Annotated in this window: 20 protein-coding genes; 13 read left to right on the forward strand and 7 right to left on the reverse strand. The window is 67.0% G+C overall.

The window, feature by feature from the left end; all coding sequences use genetic code 11:
- The first annotated feature begins 54 nt into the window (after positions 1-54).
- Entirely contained in the window at positions 55-999 is a 945-nt protein-coding gene (locus tag EV560_RS36380; protein WP_465247010.1) for a branched-chain amino acid ABC transporter permease, read from the forward strand.
- Between the two features lie 48 nt (positions 1,000-1,047).
- Here the strand turns inward: EV560_RS36380 and EV560_RS13465 are convergent, their stop codons facing one another.
- The 3 genes from EV560_RS13465 to EV560_RS13475 all read right to left on the reverse strand — a co-directional run bounded on the left by EV560_RS13465 (position 1,048) and on the right by EV560_RS13475 (position 3,819).
- Positions 1,048-2,007, reverse strand: coding sequence for a D-2-hydroxyacid dehydrogenase family protein (locus tag EV560_RS13465; RefSeq protein WP_131856297.1), 960 nt, complete (start codon positions 2,005-2,007; stop codon positions 1,048-1,050).
- 8 nt (positions 2,008-2,015) lie between these two features.
- A complete protein-coding gene (locus EV560_RS13470; protein WP_131856298.1) occupies positions 2,016-2,927 on the reverse strand; it encodes a LysR family transcriptional regulator in 912 nt (303 codons plus the stop codon).
- A 118-nt stretch (positions 2,928-3,045) separates the two neighbouring features.
- On the reverse strand, positions 3,046-3,819 hold the full coding sequence (locus tag EV560_RS13475; RefSeq protein ID WP_131856299.1) for an enoyl-CoA hydratase/isomerase family protein: 774 nt from the start codon (positions 3,817-3,819) through the stop codon (positions 3,046-3,048).
- A gap of 339 nt (positions 3,820-4,158) precedes the next feature.
- Between EV560_RS13475 and EV560_RS13480 the strand changes: the two genes are divergently transcribed.
- A complete protein-coding gene (locus EV560_RS13480; RefSeq protein WP_131856300.1) occupies positions 4,159-5,031 on the forward strand; it encodes an MBL fold metallo-hydrolase in 873 nt (290 codons plus the stop codon).
- 7 nt (positions 5,032-5,038) lie between these two features.
- Here EV560_RS13480 and EV560_RS13485 read toward each other — a convergent pair whose 3' ends face one another.
- Entirely contained in the window at positions 5,039-5,920 is an 882-nt protein-coding gene (locus tag EV560_RS13485) for a GntR family transcriptional regulator (RefSeq protein ID WP_131856301.1), read from the reverse strand.
- Between the two features lie 97 nt (positions 5,921-6,017).
- On the opposite strand from EV560_RS13485, the gene EV560_RS13490 reads away from it, so the two are divergent.
- Both EV560_RS13490 and EV560_RS13495 read left to right on the forward strand, forming a co-directional pair.
- Positions 6,018-7,166, forward strand: a complete 1,149-nt coding sequence (locus tag EV560_RS13490; RefSeq protein WP_131856302.1) for a C45 family autoproteolytic acyltransferase/hydolase — start codon at positions 6,018-6,020, stop codon at positions 7,164-7,166.
- Between the two features lie 25 nt (positions 7,167-7,191).
- Positions 7,192-8,736, forward strand: coding sequence for an ABC transporter substrate-binding protein (locus tag EV560_RS13495; RefSeq protein WP_131856303.1), 1,545 nt, complete (start codon positions 7,192-7,194; stop codon positions 8,734-8,736).
- A gap of 115 nt (positions 8,737-8,851) precedes the next feature.
- Here the strand turns inward: EV560_RS13495 and aptA are convergent, their stop codons facing one another.
- Complete coding sequence (aptA, locus tag EV560_RS13500; RefSeq protein ID WP_131856304.1) at positions 8,852-10,189, reverse strand: omega-aminotransferase AptA; 1,338 nt, start codon at positions 10,187-10,189, stop codon at positions 8,852-8,854.
- 103 nt (positions 10,190-10,292) lie between these two features.
- Entirely contained in the window at positions 10,293-11,177 is an 885-nt protein-coding gene (locus EV560_RS13505; protein ID WP_131856305.1) for a GntR family transcriptional regulator, read from the reverse strand.
- Between the two features lie 85 nt (positions 11,178-11,262).
- Between EV560_RS13505 and EV560_RS13510 the strand changes: the two genes are divergently transcribed.
- Positions 11,263-12,405, forward strand: coding sequence for a C45 family autoproteolytic acyltransferase/hydolase (locus EV560_RS13510; RefSeq protein WP_131856306.1), 1,143 nt, complete (start codon positions 11,263-11,265; stop codon positions 12,403-12,405).
- Between the two features lie 107 nt (positions 12,406-12,512).
- The gene (locus tag EV560_RS13515; protein WP_131856307.1) at positions 12,513-14,075 is read left to right on the forward strand and encodes an ABC transporter substrate-binding protein; all 1,563 of its coding nucleotides are present in this window, start codon (positions 12,513-12,515) and stop codon (positions 14,073-14,075) included.
- Positions 14,076-14,087: 12 nt separating this feature from the next.
- On the opposite strand, the gene EV560_RS13520 is transcribed toward EV560_RS13515, so the two are convergent.
- Positions 14,088-14,717 carry a GntR family transcriptional regulator gene (locus tag EV560_RS13520; RefSeq protein ID WP_131856308.1) on the reverse strand — a complete coding sequence of 210 codons (630 nt, stop codon included), beginning with the start codon at positions 14,715-14,717 and terminating at the stop codon, positions 14,088-14,090.
- Between the two features lie 117 nt (positions 14,718-14,834).
- On the opposite strand from EV560_RS13520, the gene EV560_RS13525 reads away from it, so the two are divergent.
- From EV560_RS13525 to EV560_RS13555, 7 genes are read left to right on the forward strand one after another with little or no spacing between them, the layout of a single operon-like run.
- Positions 14,835-15,719, forward strand: a complete 885-nt coding sequence (locus EV560_RS13525) for an alpha/beta hydrolase family protein (RefSeq protein WP_131856309.1) — start codon at positions 14,835-14,837, stop codon at positions 15,717-15,719.
- 40 nt (positions 15,720-15,759) lie between these two features.
- Positions 15,760-17,301, forward strand: coding sequence for an ABC transporter substrate-binding protein (locus EV560_RS13530; RefSeq protein WP_131856310.1), 1,542 nt, complete (start codon positions 15,760-15,762; stop codon positions 17,299-17,301).
- 30 nt (positions 17,302-17,331) lie between these two features.
- Positions 17,332-18,276, forward strand: a complete 945-nt coding sequence (locus EV560_RS13535; RefSeq protein WP_131856311.1) for an ABC transporter permease — start codon at positions 17,332-17,334, stop codon at positions 18,274-18,276.
- The gene (locus EV560_RS13540; protein WP_131856312.1) at positions 18,273-19,088 is read left to right on the forward strand and encodes an ABC transporter permease; all 816 of its coding nucleotides are present in this window, start codon (positions 18,273-18,275) and stop codon (positions 19,086-19,088) included. Before EV560_RS13535 ends, EV560_RS13540 begins: the two co-directional genes overlap by 4 nt.
- Positions 19,088-20,749 (forward strand): ABC transporter ATP-binding protein, encoded by a 1,662-nt coding sequence (locus tag EV560_RS13545; protein ID WP_131856313.1) that lies wholly within the window; start codon positions 19,088-19,090, stop codon positions 20,747-20,749. The genes EV560_RS13540 and EV560_RS13545 overlap by 1 nt, the downstream gene beginning before the upstream one ends.
- Before the next feature lie 48 nt (positions 20,750-20,797).
- Positions 20,798-21,601 (forward strand): polysaccharide deacetylase family protein, encoded by an 804-nt coding sequence (locus EV560_RS13550; protein ID WP_248312039.1) that lies wholly within the window; start codon positions 20,798-20,800, stop codon positions 21,599-21,601.
- On the forward strand, positions 21,598-22,362 hold the full coding sequence (locus tag EV560_RS13555) for a polysaccharide deacetylase family protein (protein ID WP_131856315.1): 765 nt from the start codon (positions 21,598-21,600) through the stop codon (positions 22,360-22,362). The genes EV560_RS13550 and EV560_RS13555 overlap by 4 nt, the downstream gene beginning before the upstream one ends.
- Positions 22,363-22,380 lie beyond the last annotated feature (18 nt).

A 22,380-nucleotide genomic window follows, 5' to 3' on the forward strand; every position in this document is an offset into this window, starting at 1 on the left:
GCCGATGCCGTCTCGCTCGGCGCCCGGCGCTGGACGAAGCCGGTCGAGATCGCCTTGCTCGCCTTCGCCTGCGTCGCGCCCTTCTTCATCTATCCGCTCTTCCTCTCGAAAGTTCTGTGCTTCGCGCTGTTCGGCGCGGCCTTCGCGTTGCTCGCCGGCCATGTCGGCCTGCTCTCCTTCGGCCATGCCGCCTATTTCGGCGCGGGCGCCTATGTCACGGCCTACACCGCCAAGGCCTGGGCGCTGCCGCCCGAGCTCGCCATCCTGCTCGGCACCGGCGTCGCGGCGCTGTTCGGACTGCTCTTCGGCTGGCTCGCGATCCGCCGCTCCGGCATCTATTTCGCCATGGTGACGCTGGCGCTGTCGCAGCTCATCTTCTTCGTCGCGCTCCAGGCGAAATGGACCGGCGGCGAGGACGGCATCCAGGCCGTGCCGCGCGGCCGGCTCTTCGGGCTGGTCGATCTCGAGCAGCCGCTCGCGATCTATTTCTTCACGCTGGTCGTCTTCGTCGCCTGTTTCCTGCTGATCCGCCGCATCACCAGCTCGCCCTTCGGCCAGGTGCTGAAGGCGACGGCGCAGAACGAGGCGCGGGTGATCTCGCTCGGCTACAAGGTCCAGCGCGCAAAACTGCTCGCCTTCGTTCTCTCCGCCGCCCTGGCCGGCCTCGCCGGCTCGATGAAGGCGCTCGTCGTCAAGCTCGCTTCGCTTGCCGACGTGCACTGGTCGATGTCGGGCGAGGTGCTGCTGATCAGCCTGATCGGCGGGCTCGGCTCGCTGCTCGGCCCGATCTTCGGCTCCTTCGTGCTGATCGGCATCGGCGACTATCTCGCCGCCGCCGGCGCCTGGGTGACGGTGCTGCAGGGCCTGATCTTCGTCTTCAGCGTGCTGCTGTTCCGGCGCGGCCTCGTCGGCGGGCTCGATGATCTCTTCGGCTGGTTCGCGCGCCGGCGCGGCAAGGCCGCCGCGCCGCTCGCCATCCGCCCGGCGGCGGGCGAGTAGAGTTCCGGCCCGAAACCGGGGTTGCGATAACTCGCCCGCTGATCCGGCTCAGGCGGTCAGCACCCGCACCGGGTTGTTGTCGAGCCAGCGCGCGATGTCCTCGACCACCCCGGTGAAATAGGCGCGGTAATTTGCCTGGGTGACATAGCCGAGATGCGGCGTCGCCACGACATTCGGCAGGCCGCGCAACGGATGTGGCACCGGCAGCGGCTCGGTATCGTAGACATCGAGGCCCGCGCCGGCGATCCTGCCGCTCTTCAGCGCATCGATCAGCGCAGCCTCGTCGACGATCGGCCCGCGCGACGTGTTGATCAGCAACGCCTGCGGCCGCATCAGCCCGAACTCGGCCGCCCCGATCAGCCCGCGCGTGCCGGCATTCAGCGGCACATGGATGCTGACGATATCGGATTGCCGCAGCAATTCGTGCAGCGTCGCGGCGCGCTCCGCGCCGACCGATTTCGCGGTCTCCTCGCTAAGCGAGCGGCTCCAGCCGAGCACGTTCATGTCGAAGGCGGTGCCGACGCGGGCGACGCGCTGGCCAAGATTGCCGAGACCGATAATGCCCAGCGTCGTGCCGCGCAGATCCCGCCCGACGCTGGTCTGCCACGGCCCGCCGGCATGGAAATTGGCGTTCTCCGCCGGGATCGTGCGCGTCAGCGCATGGATCAGCCCCCAGGTCAGCTCGGCCGTGGTGCCTGGCGCGCTCGACGTGCCGCAGACCGTGACGCCCTGTTTGGCCGCCGCGGCGAAATCGATCGAGGCGTTGCGCATGCCGGTGGTGACGAGGAGCTTCAGCTTCGGCAGGGCGGCGAAGAGCTCGGCCGGGAAGGGCGTGCGCTCGCGCATCATCACCACGATCTCGGCATCGGAAAGGAGCGCGATCAGCGCTTCGCCGACGACGGGCGCAGTGCTGACGCGGAGGTTGACGCGCTCGCGCAGGGAGCTCCAGTCCGCCATCTCGAGCGCGACATTCTGATAATCGTCCAGGATCACGCAGGTTGGTGTCATCGTCGTCCTCAAGCGCGCACGGCCTCGGGCAGGTAGCGCACCAGGAAATCCGTGAAGGCGCGGATCTTCGGCGCGTTCTGCATGTTCGGCGGATACATCACATAAACATGGGTGTCGAAGGTCGCCATCGTGGTGATCTGATGCTCCGGCAGCACCCGCACCAGCCGTCCGCGCCGCTCCTCCTCGCGCACGACATAGTGGTGGAAGATGCTGATGCCGCAGCCGGCCAGCGTGGCCGAGAGCAGGGCGCCGACATCGTTGCTCTGGAACAGGCCCTCGATCCTGACCTCGCGCATCTCTTCGGGCTGGCCGATGCGCCAGATCGTCGGCTCGTCATTGACGACGAAGGCCAGGCAATTATGGCTCAGCAGCGCTTCCGGCGTCTCCGGCAGGCCGAATTCGGCGATATAGGCCGGGCTGGCATAGAGCCCCTGCTGGGCCGAGACGACGCGGCGCGTGATCAGCGAGGAGGCCGGGCCGAGCCCGAAGCGGATACCGATATCGATGTCGTCGGCGAGCGTGTCGATCTGCTGGCTCGTGAGTCGCAGGTCGATCTTCAGGCCTGGCTGCTCGCGCATGAATTTCGGCAGGAGCGGTGCGATCAGGCGCGCGCCGAGCGAGACGCGGCTCTGCACGCGCAAGGTGCCGCGCGGCTTGTCGCGGAACAGCGCGACCGCGTGGTCGGCCTCCTCGAGATTCTCCAGCACGCGCCTGACCGCGCCATGATAGGCCCGGCCGGCCTCGGTCAGCGTGACATGGCGCGTGGTGCGCACGAAGAGCGGCACGCCGAGCCGCTGCTCCAGCGCCGCGATCCGGCGCGAGACGGTCGAGGGCGGCAGGCCGAGCTGGCGCGCCGCGGCCGAGAAGCTGCCGGCCGCGACGACCTTGGTGAAGACCCTGAGATCGGCGAATTCGTGCATCGGGCGAGGGCGTCCATCGAGGGCCGGGCGGGCCTCGCATCAAGCCGGCGCACCATGTCGCGCTTTGCCGGCCGCCGCAATGCGGACGAGCGCAGATCTCAGTGTACCTGCGGCGTATCTAGCGCCCTTTGAACACGGGCTTGCGCTTCTCGACGAAGGCGCGCTGCGCCTCCTTGGCATCCTCGGTATGGGAAAGGGCGACGGTGATCGACTGCTCGTAGCGATAGCCGTCGCGCACCGGCATCTCCGCCGTGGTGCTGAAGCCGCGCTTGGCACCCTGGACCGCCAGCGGGCTCTTGGCGGCGATGGTGCGGGCGATCTCCATGGCCGCCGGCATCAGCTCCTCCGCCGGCACCACCTTTTCGATGATGCCGAGACGATAGAGTTCCTGTGACGTCACGCGCGCTCCGGTGAAATAGAGATAGCGCGCCTTCGACTTGCTGAAATGCTCCATCACGAAGCTCTGCCCGCCGGAGAGGCCGACATCGACCTCCGGCATCGAACCATAGGCCGTGTCGGTGGCCAGCATGATGTCGCAGGCCAGCATCAGTGCGAAGCCGGCGCCGATCGCGGGGCCGTTCACCGCCGCGATCACCGGCTTGGTGCAATCGGCGACGGCATAGAAGAACTCGCGGGCGACGCGGTTATGGCTGATATAGTCGCCCGGCTCCTGCACCAGACCGACGCGCTCCTTGACGTCGGCCCCGGCCGAGAAGGTCTTGCCGGCCGCGGTCAGGATCACGACGCGGACATCGTCGCGGTCGCTGAGCTGATCGAAGATGCGGATCGCCTCCTCGCGCGTCTCGCGATTCTGCGCGTTCACCGGCGGGCGGTTGAAGGTCACGGTGGCGATGAAGTCGCTGACCTCGACCTGGAAATGCTTGTAGCTCATCCTCGTCCTCTCGCGGGCGCGGCTTTGGCCTGGCCGGCGCGTCCCGTCCTGCAGCGGCCGGACATCCGGCCCCGTTTCTGCTCGTCGTCTTCGTAGGGCAGGTTAGGGGCTGGCGCGAAGCAGCGGAAACAGCGGCGCTTCGCAAAGCATTTGTGCGCTCGCTGCAATGGCTTGCCGGCGCGCGCTGCCTATGGTGCAACGCCGGCCCGCCAGGGGCCGGGCGTTCTGGAGCATTCCCGCGTTTCCTCGACTCGCGAACATGCGCCAGCCTTTGTGTCATCGCATTGTCCTCGCGAACCGGTGCCCGCTTCGCTCGAAAATGCTCCAGGGAGAGACGGCATGTTCCGCTTTGGCGAAGTCGAGATCAGCGTGGTTCCGGAGCTGATGCTCCGCGAGCCGGCCAGCCTCTATCCCGATTTCGCGCCGGAGGTGGCGCAGGCCGAGCTGTCCTGGCTGGCGCCGCATTTCTACGATCCGGCGAGCCAGACCTTCGCCTCCAGCATCCATACCTATGTGCTGCGCTTCCCCGGCCGGCTCGTCATCGTCGATACCGGCGGTGGCAATGCCAAGGACCGGCCGGCCTCGCCGCGCTTCCACCGGCTGAACGAGCCCTATCTCGAGCGTCTCGCGCTCGCCGGCGTGACGCCCGAGGCGGTCGATCTGGTCGTGCTGACCCATCTCCATGTCGACCATGTCGGCTGGAACACCACGCTCGTCGACGACCGCTGGGTCCCGACCTTTCCGAAGGCGCGCTACGTCTTCTCTGCGACCGAGCGTGACGCGCGCGACCCTGCGCGCGGCGGCGCCAGCAAGCCCGCAGCCTATCAGGACATTTTTCGCGACAGCGTCCAGCCGGTGATCGATTCCGGCCAGGCCTGGATCGTCGAAGGCACGGAAACGCTGGCGCCGGGGCTCGACCTGATGCCGATCCCCGGCCATGCGCCCGGCCAGATGGCGGTGCGCATCCGCTCGCAGGGCCAGGAGGCGCTGCTGATCGGCGATGTCATGCACCAGCCGCTGCAGGTCCGCGCCCCGCATTGGAACAGCCGCTATTGCGAGGATCAGGAGACGGCGCGCGCCACGCGGCTGAAGCTGCTCGATTATGCCGCCGAGACCGGCTGCGCCATTTTCGCCGGCCATTTTGCCCATCCGCACGGCGGTCATGTCCGCCGCGACGGCGAGGGCTATCGCTTCGAGCCGCTGGTGGCGTGACGCAGCCTCAGCCCTGATCGAGCCAGTCCTGCGCCGCCTGCCTGAGATGCGCGGCGAGGAGGCTCGCAGCTCCCCGCCGGTCGCCGGCGGCGAGCGCGTCGAGGATGGCGAGATGCTCCTCGCAGGATTGCGTGATCTGCTCCGGCGTCAGCTGCGGAAAATCGGCGAATTGATGCATCCGCCGCAAGGTGTTCTGCCGCTTCACCGCCTGCACGAAGAAGCGGTTGCGCGACCATGAGGTGAGCGTCTCGTGGAAATGCGCATTGACCTGGAACCACATGTCCGGGGCGATCTCGGCGGCGGGCTTGCGCATCAGGGCCTGATGGGCGCTCCGCATCCGCTCCAGCTCGGCGCGGTCGATCCGGTAGTTCAGCTGATTCAGCGCGGCGCATTCCACCGCCTCGCGGAAGGCGTAGCTCTCGATGATCGCCTGCGGCGTGTCGAGGCTTTCGCTGAAGCGCCAGCCATGGCCGCGCTGGCGCTGGACTACGCCCTCGGCCGCGAGCCGCTGCAGGGCGCGGCGCACATCACCGCGCGAGGCGCCGAAGCGTGCGATCAGCGCGTTCTCGGTGACCTCTTCGCCGATCAGCCCGGAGGAGCGTTCGATCAGGAGCTTCTGGTAGAGGTCGCCGCTGCCGGTCGCCTCCTCCACGCATTGCTCGATCATCGCCGCGTCGATCGGCCGGTTGAGCTTGAAACCGGTGCCCGGCTCGCGGCGCAGGATGCCGCGTTCGCTGAGGTCGATCAGCGCCCGGCGCACCGGGGTGCGCGACACCCCGAGCCGGCCCGCAAGCGGCTTTTCCCCGACCGGCGCTCCCACCGTCCAGGCCTCGTCGCGGCCGATTCGCAGGATATCGCCGATGATTTCGTGATGTAGTCCGCTCGGCACGGAAGGCGTCTCCCCAGCAGGGCCACTCTGTCATTGACAGGCGTCTTTGGCGATGGTCCCATGCACAACGTTGACGTAAAAAACACAAGGGCTGTGGATGATCGCGCCGTTTCCCTTCGTCCCGGTCTCCGGCACGCCCTATGAGCGCGGCCGTCAGCATGGCACGGCCGTGGCGGAGCGGGTACGCCGCAGCGCGCGCTTCTATTCCGGGCAGATCGACAAGCTCGGCCTGCGCCCCGGCCAGCGCGAGGCGCTGATCGCGGAATTCGCCCGCAGCATCGCCGCCTTCGACGGCGACTATCTCGAGGAGATGCGCGGCATCGCCGACGGCGCCGGGCTCGATCTCGAAGCCATCGTGATGATCAATGCCCGCACCGAGGTCGTCGCCAAGGCGCGGCTGCTCGCCTCCCGCCCGGTCGAGGATGATGACGAGGACGAGGAGGCGATGGCCGATGGCTGCACCGGCGCCATCATCCTGCCCGAGCGCAGCTGGAACGGCGGCATCATCCAGGGCCAGAACTGGGACTGGCAGCCCGAATGCGCGGAAACCGCGATCGTACTGCGCATCCGCCGCGAGGACGGGCCGGATGTGCTGACCTTCGTCGAGGCGGGTGGGCTCGGCCGGCACGGCATGAACTCCGCCGGCATCTGCGTCACCGGCAATTACCTGCGCAGCGACCGCGACTATTGCCAGGAGGGAGTGCCGCTGGCGCTAATCCGCCGCAAGGCGCTGGAACAGGAGCATCTGGCGCTGGCGATGAAATTCGTCGCCACCACCCCGAAGGCCTGCTCGACCAATATGATGCTGAGCCAGAATGCCGGCTTCGCCATCGATCTGGAATGCGCGCCGAACGAGGCCTTTCCGGTCTATCCGCAGGACGGGTTGATCGTGCACGCCAACCACTGGGTCAGCCCGGTGGCGCTGACCAAGCTGCGCGACACCGGCTTCGCCTCCTCGCCCGACAGCCATTATCGCGACTGGCGCGTGCGCAAGCTGCTGACCGAGCCGCAGCGCTTCCTGACCCGCGAGGATCTCAAGGCGGCGCTTTTCGACGATTTCCTGACGCCGCATTCCGTCTGCCGCCCACCGCGCGCCGGGGCGACCGGTGACCTGACGGCGAGCGTTGCGATGATCCTGATGGAGCCGGCGCTCGGCATCATGGAGGTCGCGCCGCTGCCGGCGCTGAACCGCAATTTCACCTGCTACAGCCTCAAGGACGATCCGGTCGCGGTCGCGGCCGAGTGACGGCAGGCGACGAGGGGAGATGCCGATGATCCGTAGACCGCTTGCCGCGCTTGCCGTCCTCTCCGCCATCGCCGCCACGCCACTGGCCGCGCAGACCCTGACGGTCGCGCTCAAGGCCGATATCCGCGGCACCAATCCCGGCGTCAATCGCGACGACGACACCGACGCCGTGACGCTGCACATGGTCGAGGGGCTCGTCGCCTATCGCGAGGGCGGCACGGTCGGCTCGATGCTGGCGGAAAAGATCGAGACCTCGCCGGATGGGCTGACCTACACGTTCGAGCTTCGCAAGGGCCTGTCCTTCCATAACGGCGCGCCGCTGACCGCGCAGGACGTGGTCTGGAGCTGGCAGCGCTACATGGACCCGAAGACGGAATGGCGCTGCCTCGCCGATTTCGACGGCCGCAACGGCCTGAAAGTCGAGGCGGTCGAGGCCGTGTCGCCGACCACCGTGCGCATGCGCATCAACGAGGCGAATGCCCTCTTCCTGTTCTCGCTCGCCCGAACCGATTGCGGCAGCGCCGCGGTGATCCACAAGGATTCCCTCAATCCGGACGGCTCCTGGAAGGCGCCGGTCGGCACCGGCCCGTTCAAGCTCAGTGAATGGAAGCGCGGCCAGCAGATCGTGCTGACGAGGTTCGACGGCTACCAGTCCTTGCCGGGCGGGCTCGACGGCTTCGCCGGCGGCAAGCGCCCGCTCGTGCCGGAGGTCAAGTTCCTGGTCGTGCCCGATGCCGCTTCGGTCAAGGCCGGCCTGCTCTCCGGCCAGATCGACATCGCCGAGGTGCTGAGCTCGGATGTCGCGGCGCTGCGCAAGGAGAAGGGCGTCACGGTCCAGACCGTGCCAACCGCGGCGCGCCATGCGCTGCTCTTCCAGACCAACGATCCGGTCTTCCGGAAGCCGGCGATGCGCAAGGCGCTTGCCGCTGCGATCGATTTCGGCCAACTCGTCGCGATCATCTCCGATCTCGACGTCAAGCCGAACAACTCGACCATCCACGCCAAGTCGACCTATCGCAGCGAGGTCCAGAACCTTTCCTTCCACTATGATCCTGCGCTGGCTAAGAAGCTCCTGGCCGAGGCCGGCTACAAGGGCGAGCGGCTGAAGATCACCACCAACAACCGTAAATCCTCGCCGAGCTTCAATATCGCGGTCGTGCTGCAGTCGATGTTCCAGGCGGTCGGCGTCAACTCCGACATCGATGTCGTCGAATGGGCGACGCATATGGACCGGTTCCTCAAGGGGAACTACCAGCTCATGGTGCATTCCTATTCGGCCCGGCTCGACCCGGCGCTGAGCTTCGAGCATTTCACCGGGCCGAAGGCCGACCAGCCGCGCAAGGTCTGGGACGATCCGGCCGTGATCGCGCTGCTCGACAAGGCCTCGAAGATCGAGAATGTCGCCGAACGCCAGGCGATCTTCGACGACCTGCACAAGCGCATGATCGACGACGTGCCGCTTGTGATGCTGTTCAACTCGGTCGAGGCCTGGGCCTCGACAGCCCGTGTCGAGGGCTTCGTGCCCTGGGAGTCGCGGATCAGGGCCTGGGAGGTCAGCCTGAAGAAGTGAGCAGCCACCACCGTCATGCTCGGCCTTGTGCCGAGCATCCACGTCTTGAACACCGCACTCGACAAGCGAAGACGTGGATGGTCGGGACAAGCCCGACCATGACGGGAAGGGCGTCTCAATCCAGCTTCGCCAACACAGCCTCGATCACGCCGAAGACCTCCTCGATCTCGCCCTGCGAGATGATCAGCGGCGGCGACAGCACGATCGTGTCGCCCGAGCCGCGCACGAGCACCCCGGCATCGAGGCAGGCCTTGGCGCCGGCCGCGCCGCGCGTTCCCGCTGCGCCCGCCTTCGGCGCGAGCTCGATGGCGCAGAGCAGGCCGAGCGTGCGGATATCGACCACATGTGGCGCACCCTTCAGCGCCTGCGCGCGCTCTTGCCAGATCGCCGAGCTCGCCCTGGCCTTCGCGACGATGCCCTGCTCGGCGAAGACGTCGAGCGTCGCGAGGCCCGCGGCGCAGGCGAGTGGATGGGCCGAATAGGTATAGCCGTGGAAGAGCTCGATCACGTCGGGCGGGCCGGCCATGAAGGCGGCGTAGACATCGCCGGAGACGATGACGCCGCCCATCGGCACCGAGCCGTTGGTCATGCCCTTCGCGCAGGTGATGAGGTCGGGCGTGACGCCGAGAGCCTGTGCCGCGAAGGGGGCACCGAGCCGGCCGAAGCCGGTGATGACCTCGTCGAAGATCAGCAGGATGCCGTGCTTGCTGCAGATCGCGCGCAGGCTCTCGAGGTAGCCCTTCGGCGGCGGGTAGACGCCGCCCGAGCCGATCACCGGCTCGACGATCACCGCCGCGACGCTCAGCGGGTCGTGCACCTCGAGCAGCTTTTCGAGATCCTCGGCATAGGCCGCGCCGCGCTCCGGCTGCCCGGGCGAGAAGGCCATGCCGGCATCATAGGGCAGGGGCAGATGCGCCACCTCCGGCAGCAGCGGCCCGAAGCCGCGCTTCTGCCGCCCGAGCCCGGCGACCGAGAGCCCGCCGAAGCCCATGCCGTGATAGCCCTTGGCCCGGCCGATCAGCTTGGTCCGGCGCGCGTCGCCGCGGGCATGGTGATAGGCGCGGGCGATCTTCAGCGCGGTATCGACGGCTTCCGAGCCGGAATTGACGAAGAAGACATGGTCGAGTCCGTCAGGCGCGAAATCGCAGAGCCGCGCCGCATAGGTCTGCGCCGCCGGGTGGCTCATCTTGAAGGAGGAGACGAAATCGAGCCGGCCCGCCGCCTCGCGGATCGCCTCGACGATGTGCCGCTGGTCATGGCCGGCATTGACGCACCAGAGCCCGGCCATGCCGTCGAGCACGCGCCGTCCCTCCGGCGTGATGTAGTGCATGCCCTCGGCCCGCTCGAACAGGATCGGCTCCTGCCGGAAGGCCCGCATCGGCGTGAACGGCATCCAGAACGCGTCGGGCTCGTTGCCGCGGTCGGCTTCGCTGCGAAGGGCTGTGGCTGGCATGTCTGATCTCCGGCGCGCAGGGGTGGATCGCACCGGCTGGGCCAGGCGATCTGGCCATAGTGTGTTTCTATTGAAGAAAAGACAATAGCGTGTGAGGGGCGCTTTAGCCGGGGCGTCCGTCAGGCGCTCGCAGGGTGCTGGCGCGCTGCAGATGCCGGCGCATCAGTGCCGATGCGACCTCGCGATCGCCGGCCGCGATATAGTCGAGGATCTGCAGGTGCTCGGTGCAGTTCACCTCGACGCGCTCGAAGCCGAAGATCCAGTCGTAATTGGAGAGGCGCCGGAGCTGGTTCTGCCTGCGGATCGCGGCATGGACGAAGCGGTTGCCGGAGGCGGCCGCCAGCCCCTCGTGGAAATCGGCGTTCATCTCGTAGAAGGCGACAGCGGAGCTGTCCCGCCACGGCCGCTGCAGCGTCTCATGGTGGCGGGTGCGCATCTCGTCGATCCAGCCCTGCTCGATCGCGAAACCGGGCTCGAGCAACGCCATCGGCTCGATCATCAGGCGGAAGCGATAGGCCTCGTCATGCACCGAGGAATCCCGCGGCGCCAGCAGGAAGCGCCAGCCATAGCCGGGCTTGCGCTCGATCATGCCGAGATCGGCGAGGCGGGCGAGCAGGCGCTGCACCTCGGGCCGGCCGAGTTCGTAGCGCCGCATCACCTCCATCTCCGAGATCTCGTCGGCGATCAGCCCGGCCTCGCGGTCGCGCGCCAGCTTGACCAGGACGAGCTCGGTCGCATCCGGCGTCGCGCCGCCATCATTGGCGGCGCTTGGGACCGCGACCAACTCGACCCCCTTGTTGGAATGGCGGCGTACGAAGCCCTGCTCGGCGAGATAGTCGATCGCGGCGCGCACCGGCGTGCGCGAGACATTGAGCCGCTTCGCCGTGCTGTTTTCGTTGAGCCAGGTGCCCGCCTCCAGCCCGTCCTCGCGGGCCATTTGCAGGATGGCGTCCGCGATCTCGCGCTGCAGCCGGGTCGGATTTGCCATGAAAATGCTCTTGCCTGTCTTAGCTCAAGATGAAATACATTTCTTTTCGACGATGCGCCAGAGCATGCTCAAGGAGGCCCGGCCGATGGTTGAACCCTTTCCCTTCATCGATGTCTCCGGCTCACCCTATGAGCGCGGCCGCCAGCATGGACAGGCTGTGCCCAAGCGCGTCAAGCGCTCGATCGAGCTCTATGGCGGCCAGCTCACCGAGCTCGGCTATGATTCTGCGGCCAAGTCGCGGCTGATCGGCGAGTTCGCCCGCGAGATCGAGGCCTTCGGCCCCCATTATGTCGAGGAGATGCGCGGTATCGCCGACGGCGCCGGCGTCAGCCTCGAAGACATCGTGATGATCAATGCCCGCACCGAGGTCGTGGCCAAGGCGCGGCTGGAGAAGGCGAAGCCAGTCGAGGCCAACGAGGAGCTCGACGATGGCTGCACCGGCGCGGTGATCCTGCCCGAGCGCAGCGCCACCGGTGAGCTGATCCACGGCCAGAACTGGGACTGGAAGGCCGAATGCGCGGAGACCGCGATCGTGCTGCGCGTGCGCCGCGATGACGGGCCGGATTTCCTCACCTTCGTCGAGGCCGGCGGGCTCGCGCGCTGCGGCATGAACGCGGCCGGCGTCACCATCACCGCCAACTATCTCGAGAGCGAGCGTGACTTCACCCAGACCGGCGTGCCGCTGGCGCTGATCCGGCGCAAGGTGCTGGAGCAGGAGCATTTCGCCATGGCGATGAAGGCCGTGGCGACGACGCCCAAATCCTGCTCGAACAACATGATGCTCTCGACCGTCGCCGGCTTCGCCATCGATTTCGAATGCGCGCCGGACGCGGCCTTCCCGATCTATCCGCAGGACGGGTTGATCGTGCACGCCAACCATTGGGTCGGCGAGATCGCACTGACCAAGCTCACCGATACCGGCACCCCGCGCGTGCCGGAGAGCTTCTATCGCGACTGGCGCGTCCGCAAGCTGCTGGACGAGGCCGGCCGCAAGCTCTCCGTCGACGATCTGAAGAGCGCCTTGTTCGATGACTTCCTGTCGCCCTACGCCGTCTGCCGCCCGCCGCGCCCGAACGAGACCGGCAATCTCTCGGCGACCGTCGCGATGGTGGTCATGCAGCCGGCGCGCGGGATCATGGAGGTCGCGCCGCTGCCGGCGCTGAACCGCCAGTTCACCCGCTACAGCCTGACCGAGGAGCCGGTCACGCTGGCGGTCGCGGCCGAGTGAGCTCAGCGGAATAGGACGACATGGCGCGGAGACCGAAGAGGGCGGCCCGCGCCGACGCGTTCGAGAGACAGGCGAATTCGAGAGATAGGAAAGACGGAGGAGTGATCATGGTCTCAAAGCCGATCGCGGCGGCCGCCTTCGCGGGCGCTGCTCTTGCCGCAATTCTGGCCGGGCCGGCGCAGGCGGCGTCGGTGATCAAGGTGCAGCAGAACGCCGATATCCGCAGCATCAACCCCGGCGTGAACCGCGACGACAATACCGACGCCGTGGTGCTCCATATGGTCGAGGGTCTCGTCGCCTATGGCGAGGATGCCGAGGTCAAGCCGCTCCTGGCCGAGAAGGTCGATATCTCCGAGGACGGCAAGACCTACACGTTCACGCTGCGCAAGGGCGTCAAGTTCCACAACGGCGCCGAGCTGACCTCGGCCGACGTCGTCTGGAGCTGGAACCGCTACATGGACCCGAAGACCGACTGGCGCTGCCTTTCGGAATTCGACGGGCGCGGCCGGGCGAGGGTCGAATCCGTCACGGCGCCCGATCCGGCGACGGTGGTATTCAGGCTGGATACGCCGAGCGCGCTCTTCCTCGCCAATATCGCCCGCACCGATTGCGGCATGACCGCGATCATGCACAGGGACTCGGTCAGGCCCGATGGCAGCTTCGACAAGCCGATCGGTACCGGCCCGTTCAAGTTCGGCGAATGGAAGCGCAGCGAGTTCATCCGGCTCGAGCGCTTCGCCGATTATGCCAGCCTGCCCGGCAAGATCGACGGCTATGCCGGCGGCAAGCGCCCGCTGGTCGACGAAGTTCGCTTCATGATCATCCCCGACAGCTCGACCGCCAATGCGGCGCTGCTGCGCGGAGATATCGACATCGTGCCCGACGTCGCCAATAACGAAGTCGCCGAGCTGCGCAAGAACCCCAAGGTCGAGGTTTCCGTCGTCTCGAACATGGGTCTCGTCGGCATCCTCCTGCAGACGCGCGATCCGCTGCTGAAGAACGTCAAGCTGCGCCAGGCGATCGCGGCCGCGCTCGATACGCCCGAGATCGCAAATGCGGTCACCGACGGCCTCGGCAAGTCGAACAACTCGATCGTCCCGGCCATGTCGGCCTTCCACGGCCCGGTCGAGAAGCAGGGCTATAAATACGATCCTGCCGCCGCCAAGAAGCTGCTCGCGGAGGCCGGCTACAAGGGCGAGCCGATCGTGATGCTCGCCAACAAGCGCTACCCGCAGAGCTTCGATTCCGCCGTCATCGCCCAGCAGATGCTGCAGGCGGTCGGGCTCAACGTCACCATCGAGGTGCTGGAATGGGCGACGCAGCTCGACCGCTACAGCAAGGGCAACTACCAGATGCAGGCGTTCCCCTATTCGGCGCGGCTCGACCCTTCGCTGAGCTTCGAGTCGATCGCCGGCCCGAAGGACAAGCAGCCGCGCAAGGTCTGGGACGATCCGGATTCCCTGGCCCTGCTCGACAAGTCGATGGTGGTCTCCGACCGGGCCGAGCGCCAGAAGCTGTTCGACGAGCTGCACAGGCGCTTCATCGAGCAGGTGCCGATGGTGATGCTCTATAACGGCCTCGATGCCGGCGTCTTCAGCAAGAAGGTGAAGGGTTACCAGCCCTCGATCCTGTCGAAGCCGCGGCTCTGGGAAGTCAGCATCGGCCAGTGAGCCGAGCTGCCGTCACGGGTCGTTCCTGAGGATATGGCCCGTGATCAGCTCGGTGAGGCGCACCGAGTCGCGCGCCTCCAGCGCCTCCAGCATGGCGTGATGGTCACGGTCGCTGCGCTGGAGCGCCTCGTGCGAGATCCAGACCGTGACATCCGAACCGCGCGAGCGGTCGCGCAGGTTCCAGATCAGCTCCTCCATGATCGGATTGCCGCTGAGATGATACATCAGGTGGTGGAATTCGCTGTTGATCCGGCTCCAGTCGGCCCGCGTGCCGCCCTGCACGGCGCCGGAAAACCGCTCGGCGATCTCGCGCAGCTTGCCGAGGGTGGAGGCGTCGACCGCCGCGACGATGCTGGCCACGGTCGCGGTCTCGATCGCGACGCGAGCCTCGCGGATATGGCGCAAGGTGGCGCTGTCGATCTCGGCGACGCGGTAGCCGCGATTCGGCACGTGCTCGATCGCCTTCAGCACGACGAGCTTGTCGAGCGCGGCGCGGACGTCGAACCGCGTCGCCTGGAACTTCTCCTCGAGATCGATCTGGCGCAGCCATTCGCCCGTGCGATAGGCGCCGGTCCGGATCGCCTCGGCGATCTCGCCGGCGAGGGGGCGCTTTTGTTTCCGCTTCCGCATCACGCTCGTCATGGTTGTTCCTTAGCCTATCCGGCCGCGTGCTTGCTACAGCAGCGAACGCAGCTTGCCAGACTTCGTCGTCTATGCAACTAAATTGGCGCCAATTTAACTGCCAATCAAGGATGTCCGATGACTGCCGCCCCTGCGAAGCCTGACGCGCCCGAGTCCGATGCGGCGGCCCGCGGCCGCGCGATGTACGACCTGGAGAGCACGCCGGTCATCGCCTGCAAGCATGATCCGCGCTTCAGCTACTGCCTCTATGTGCCGCCGACGCTGGGGCAGGGCGAGGAGCCCTCGCTCGTCGTCACCATGCACGGCACCGGCCGCGGCTTCGTCGGGTATCGCGACGGCTTCGCCGAATTCGCCCGCTGGAACAACTGCATCATCCTGGCGCCGCTCTTCCCGATCGGCGTGCGCGGCGACGGCAATCGCGACGGCTTCAAATACATGCGCGAGGGCGACATCCGCTACGACCTCGTCCTGATCAAGATGATCGAGGAGGTCGTCGCGCATTACGGGCTGAAATCCGACAAGTTCGCGCTGTTCGGCTATTCCGGCGGGGGCCATTTCGCCCATCGCTTCTTGATGTTCCACCCGCAGCGCCTCTGGGCCGCCTCGATCGGCGCGCCGGGCTCGGTGACGCTGCTCGATCCGACCCGCGATTTCTGGGTCGGCACCCGCAACGTCAAGGAGCTCTTCGGCCTCGAGATCGATACTGCCGCCATGGCCAAGGTGCCGGTGCAGATGATCGTCGGCGCCGCCGATCTCGAGACCTGGGAGATCACCCACAAGGAAGGCGGCCGCAACTGGATGCCGGACGCAAACCATGCCGGCAAGAACCGCCCGGAGCGGCTGGCGGCGCTGAAGAAATCCTTCGAGGAGCACGGCATCGCGGTGCGCTTCGACCTCGTGCCGAACATGCCGCATGACGGGCCGAAGGCGCTGTCGCGGGTCCAGGATTTCCTGGCCGACGTGCTCAGGAAGCGCCGGACCGGGGCGGCCAGGGCCGCCTGAGAACAACAAGCCTATAATCATCAAAAACAGGGGATCGTCGATGAACCGTATTCTTGCTTCCGCCTTCGCCCTGGCCCTCTCGGCCGGGGCTGTCCAAGCCCAGACCCTTACTGCGGTGCTGAACGCCGACATGCGCTCGTCCAACCCGGGCGTGAACCGTGACGACAACACCGACATGATCGTGCTGCACGTCGTCGAAGGCCTCGTCGGCTATGATGAGGGCGGTGCGGTCGGCCCGCTCCTGGCCGAGAAGGTCGATATCTCCCAGGACGGCAAGACCTACACCTTCACGCTGCGCAAGGGCGTGAAGTTCCACAACGGCGCCGAGCTGACCTCGGCAGACGCGCTCTGGTCCTGGAACCGCTACATGGACCCGAAGACGGATTGGCGCTGCCTCGGCGATCTCGATGGCCGCAACGGCCTCAAGGTCGTCTCCGCCACGGCACCGGACGCCAACACCTTCGTCATGGAGTTGAACGCGCCGAACGCGCTCTTCCTCGACACGCTCGCCCGCACCGATTGCGGCGGCACCGCCATCATCCACAAGGACTCGGTCAAGGCCGACGGCAGCTGGGACAAGCCGATCGGCACCGGCCCCTTCACGTTCGGCGAATGGAAGCGCGGCCAGTCGGTCCAGCTGCTCGCTTATTCCGGCTATGCCTCGCCCAAGGGCGACAAGCCCGACGGCATGCTCGGCTCCAAGCGCCCGCTGGTGAAGGAAGTCCGCTTCATGGTCATCCCCGACGCCGCGACGGTGAAGGCCGGCCTGATGTCCGGCTCGCTCGACATCGCCTCGGTGCCGGCGAGCGACGCGGTCGAGCTGAAGGCACATCCGCGCCTCAATGTCATCACCGTCACCAACCCGGTGCGCCACGGCCTGATCATGCAGACGCGCGATCCGGTGCTGAAGAACGTCAAGCTGCGCCAGGCGATCGCGGCATCGATCGATTTCCCCGAGCTCGTCGCCAACGTCACCGACAATCTCACGAAGCCCAACAACTCGCCGATCTACACGACCTCGAAATATTTCGGCGAGGTCGAGAAGCAGGGTTTCAAATACGATCCGGCGCGGGCCAAGAAGCTGCTGCAGGAGGCCGGCTACAAGGGCGAGAAGATCGTGATCCTCGCCAATAAGCGCTCGACCGTGCCGAGCTTCAACACCGCGGTCATCGCCCAGCAGATGATGCAGGCTGTCGGCATCAACGCCGAGATCGAAGTCCTGGAATGGGCGACCCAGCTCGATCGCTACAACAAGGGCAATTTCCAGATGGAGTCCTTCTCCTACTCCGCCCGCATCGACCCCGCGCTCGGCTTCGAGCAGATTTCGGGGCCCAAGGACAAGCAGCCGCGCAAGGTCTGGGAGGATCCCGAGGCGCTGGCGCTGATCGACAAGAGCATGGTCGTGTCCGATCCGGCCGAGCGCCAGAAGATCTTCGACGAGCTGCATAAGCGCTTCATCGAGCAGGTGCCTTCGATCTTCACCCATAACGACATCGACATCGTCGCCCATTCCAAGCGCGCCTCCGGCGTCAAGCCGTGGATGTCGAAGCTGCTGCTCTGGGAAGTCAGCGTCGCCAACTGAACCGCAACGGAACGGGGAGGGTAGGAGCGCATGCTTCGCTTCGCGCTGACGCGCATCCTGATGGCGTTGCCGACATTGCTGATCGTGGCGGTGTCGGTCTTCGTCCTGATCCGGCTGATCCCGGGCGATCCGGCGCAGCTCATGCTCGGCGACCTCGCCGACCCCGCGAGCCTCGCCGATCTGCGCGCCAGGCTCGGCCTCGACAAGAGCCTGCCGGTCCAGTTCGGCATCTGGTTCGGCAACCTGCTGCAGGGCGATCTCGGCCAGTCGATCTCCTCGCAGCAGGCGGTGCTGCCGCTGATCCTGCAGCGCTTCTGGATCAGCGCCCAGATCGTGCTCGTCGCGGTCTTCCTCGCCTGTCTCGTCGCCGTGCCGGCCGGTGTCATCGCCGCCTGGCGCCAGAACAGCACGCTCGATCTCGGCCTCGTCGGCCTGGCGACGCTGCTGCTCTCGATCCCGACCTTCTGGCTCGGCCTGCTGCTCCTGCTCTTCTTCGGCCTCAAGCTCGAATGGCTGCCGGTCGTCGGCTATGTCTCGATCAGCGAGGATGCGACCCGCGGCATCCTCTACCTGGTCATGCCGATCATGACGCTGTTCCTGCACGAGATCGGCGTGCTCCTGCGCATGGCCCGCGCCTCGACGCTGGAAGTGCTCAGGCTCGACTATATCACCCATGCCCGCGCCAAGGGTCTCTCGGAAGGGGCGGTGCTCTGGCGCCACGCCTTCAAGAACGCCTTCGGCCCGACATGGACGCTGATCGGCCTCGTGCTCGGCAACCTGCTCGGCGGCATCGCCGTGGTCGAGACCGTCTTCACCATCCCGGGGCTCGGCCGGCTCCTGGTCGATTCGATCTTCGCCCGCGACTACCCGGTCATCCAGGGCTGCCTGCTCTTCGTCGCCTTCACCTATGTCATCGTCAATCTGGTGATCGACCTGTGCTATCCGATCTTCGATCCAAGGGTGACGGCGCAATGAGAATGCCCGCACCCAACGCCCTGCTCGGCGGCTTCCTCATCGGCACCCTGATCATCGTTGCGCTGATCGGCGCGGTCTGGACGCCTTATGATCCGCTCCAGCTCAGCTTCCGCGCCAAGCTCGCCGCGCCCAGTGCCGCCCATTGGCTCGGCACCGACGAGTTCGGCCGCGATGTCGGCAGCCGCCTGATGGCGGGCGCCGCCACCAGCGCCTGGATCAGCCTGCTCACCGTCACGCTCGCGGTCATCTGCGGCACGGTGATCGGCATCCTCAGCGGCTATTTCCGTGGCTGGTTCGACCGTATCGTGATGGCCTTCAACGATGCGCTGCTGGCCTTTCCCGGCATCCTGCTGGCGCTCGGCCTGCTGGCCGTGCTCGGCGCCAACAAATACGGGATCATCGTTGCGCTCGGCATCGCCTATACGCCCTCGGTCGCCCGCATCGTCCGCGGCGCCGTGCTCTCGCTGCGCGAGCGCGAGTTCATCGCCGCCTCCAGGGTGATGGGCAATTCCGAGCTCTTCACCATGGCCCGCCACATCCTGCCGAACTGCATCGCGCCGCTGACCGTGCTGGCGACCTCGATGTTCGGCTATGTGCTGCTGGCCGAGAGCGCGCTCTCCTTCCTCGGCCTCGGCGTGCCGCCGCCGGCCCCGACCTGGGGCAACATGCTCGCCGGCAGCCGGCCCTATATCGGCCAGGCGGTCTGGCTCGGCATCTTCCCGGGTCTCTGCATCTCGCTCACCCTGCTCGGCATCAACCTTCTGGGCGACGCCGTGCGCGACAAGCTCGACCCGCGCATGAGGGGGATGTGATGGCCGAGAACACCACCCCGTTGCTCGCCGTCGACAACCTGACGCTCGAGATCAACAGGACCGGCAAGCGCGTCGTCAACGGCGTCAGCTTCTCGGTCTTCCCCGGCGAGATGGTCGGCATCGTCGGCGAATCCGGCTCGGGCAAGACGCTCGCCGCCCGCGCCGTCATGGGCTTCATCCCGCCGGCGATCCGGAAGGTTTCCGGCACGATCCGCTTCGAGGGCCAGGACGTGATGACCATGGCGCCGAAGCTGCTGCGCGAGATGCGCGGCGCCCGCGTCGGCATGGTCTTCCAGGAGCCGATGACCTCGCTCAACCCCTCGATGCTGATCGGCGAGCAGCTCGACGAGGGTCTGGCGCTGCATCGCAAGCTCAGCACCGCCGAGCGCAGGGCGCTGATCCTCGACATGCTCCGGCGCATCGGTATCCGCGATCCCGAGGGCGCGCTCACCGCCTATCCGCACCAGTTCTCCGGCGGCATGCGCCAGCGCATTATGCTGGCCTCGGTGATGCTGCTGAAGCCGGCGCTGCTGCTGGCGGACGAGCCGACCACCGCGCTCGACGCGGTCGTTCAGCGCGAGGTGCTGGAGCTGATGGTCGATCTGACCAAGGCCAACAACACGGCCGTGCTGATGATCTCGCACGATCTCGGCATGATCGCGCGCTATTGCAGCCGCATCATCGTGATGCAGCAGGGCGACGTGGTCGAGCAGGGCCTGGCGCAGGACCTGCTCAGCCGGCCGCAGCATCCCTATACCCGCAAGCTGCTGGCGGCGATGCCGCATCGTGGCCCGGCGCGCGTGCTGCCCAGGGCCGATGTGCCGATCGTCGCGGTCCGTGACCTCGTCGTCGACTATGGCGGCCGGCAGGGCTTCTTCCGCAAGGAGAAGCCGAAGCGCGCGCTGCATGGCGTCAGCATCGACGTCCAGCCCGGCGAGGTCGTCGCCGTGGTCGGCGGCTCCGGTTCGGGCAAGACCACCCTCGGCGGCGCCATTGCCGGGCTGGTCAAGCCGAGCGGCGGCGAGATCCGCTTCAACGGCAAGCCGATCGACAGGAGCGAGACGGCCTATTGGGACTATCGGCTGAACTGCCAGATGGTCTTCCAGGATCCGTATTCCTCGCTCGATCCGCGCATGACCATCGGCGATCTCGTCGGCGAGCCGTTGCGCCTCGTCTCCGGCATGGGCAAGGCCGAGAAGGCCAGGCGCGTGCAGGAGGTGCTGACCGAGGTCGGCCTCGCCGAGGGCTTCGCCAGCCGGTTCCCGCATGAGCTCTCCGGCGGCCAGCGCCAGCGCATCGCCATCGCGCGGGCCGTCGTGCGCCGGCCGAGCTTCGTCATCGCCGACGAGCCGGTCTCGGCGCTCGACGTCACCGTGCGCGCCCAGGTACTGGAGCTCTTCGCAGAGCTGCAGCGCAAGCACGGCTTCTCCTGCCTGTTCATCAGCCATGATCTCGGCGTGGTCGAGCAGGTCGCCGACCGCGTCGTCGTCATGCACGAGGGCCGGATCGTCGAGGAGGGCAGCCGCGACGCGATCTTCGACAATCCCCGCCACGATTACACGCGAAAGCTGCTCTCGGCGGTGCCGGGGCTGGAGAGCACCGGCGATGGCGGCGTGCGCCTGTTCTGGCGCCTGTCGGAGGGCGTGACGGCAGAGGCCTGAGCGCAGGGGATATTGGCCAGCAGGGCAGGAGCGTTGGATATGACGAGTATGAACAAGCCCCGCTGGCCCGGCGGGGCCCGGGCCGTGATCTGCGTGACCGTTCATGTCGACGGACCGGCGGTCGAGGCCGGGCGTGGCCAGAACCCGCTCGGCATCAACAGCCGCGGTAATTACGCGCTGCGCCGCGGCGTCGACCGCTATCTCGACATGCTTGCGCGCCACGGCATCAAGGCAACCTTCTTCTGCTGCGGCTACGATGCCGAGCACTGGCCCGAGCCCTTTGTGAAAATGCATCGGGCCGGCCACGAGATCGCGGCCCATGGCTACCAGCACGAGGGTTTCGACCTCGGCGAGCGCGAGCCGGAGCTGCTGGAGAAGACCCATCGCATCCTGACCGATGTCGTCGGCGAGGCGCCGGTCGGCTGGTGCTCGCCCTCCGGTCGCAAGAGCAAGCTGACGCTGCCAACCCTGCGCCGCCTCGGCTATCGCTACGATGCCAGCGAGAAGGACGAGGACCTGCCTTATCTGCTCGATGACGGCTTCGCGGTCGTGCCGAACAACACCGTCTCGCTCGACGATTTCCCGATGTACTTCACCGGCGGCGCGCTGGCCTGCGAGGTCGAGCGCAATTTCATCCAGGAATTCGACGCGATCAGCGGCCGAGACGGCTATGTCCATCTCACTGTGCATCCCAAGGCCGGCGGCGGCTCGGGCACGCCGGCACGCGCCGCGGCGGTCGACCGCTTCCTCGCCTATGCCAAGGCGCAGACGGGCGTGCGCTTCATGACCTGCAGGGAGATCGCCGACCATTGCCTGGCCGATCCCGCAGCCTGGCGGGAGCCGCGCCAATGACCCTGCTTCTCACCGTCAATGTCCATGGCATCGGACCGGAGGCCGCGACCATGCCCGAGGCCGAGCTCTTCGGCCGCGACGCCCATGGCCGCTACACCTACCGCATCGGCCTGGCCCGCGTGCTCGATGCGCTCAGGGACTATGGACTGAACGCGACCTTCTTCTGGCCCTCCAGCGAGGCGCAGCGCATGCCGGCGCTGTTCGAGCGCTGCCTGAAGGAGGGGCACGAGATCGCCAGCAATGGCCGCGCCTTCGAGGACCACGCCAAGCTCGGTGCCGAGGAGAATGCGGTGATCGAGGAGGCGCATGAGATCCTGACGCGGCTTGGAGGGGCGCCGATCGGTTTCCGCTCGCCGACCGGGACCTTGTCGGAACGATCCATCCCGATCCTGCAGCGTCTCGGCTATCGCTACGATTCGAGCTTCCTCGACGACGACGCGCCCTATGCGCTCGCCCATCACGGCGGCGCCGGCATGGTCGAACTGCCGATCTCGGAAGGCTTGACCGACGCCACCCATTTCCGCCGCCGCGTCACGCAGGACCGGGCCGAGGCGCTGCTGGCCGAGGAGCTCGTCGCGCTCCTTGGTGTCGAAGGCTATGCCTGCCTGACCGTCCATCCGCGCGCCGATATCGGCATCGGCCGGGCCGCGCGCCTGCCGATGCTGGAACGGCTGGTGAAGCTCGCCGCAATGCAGGGCGTCGAGCCCGGGCTCTGTCGCGACGAGGTGGCGCGCGCGAGCCGGGACTTGGCGGCGCAATGATCGGATCTCGGGAGAGGA

The organism is Allobosea sp. BK604, assembly GCF_004341515.1.
Lineage (GTDB): Bacteria > Pseudomonadota > Alphaproteobacteria > Rhizobiales > Beijerinckiaceae > Allobosea.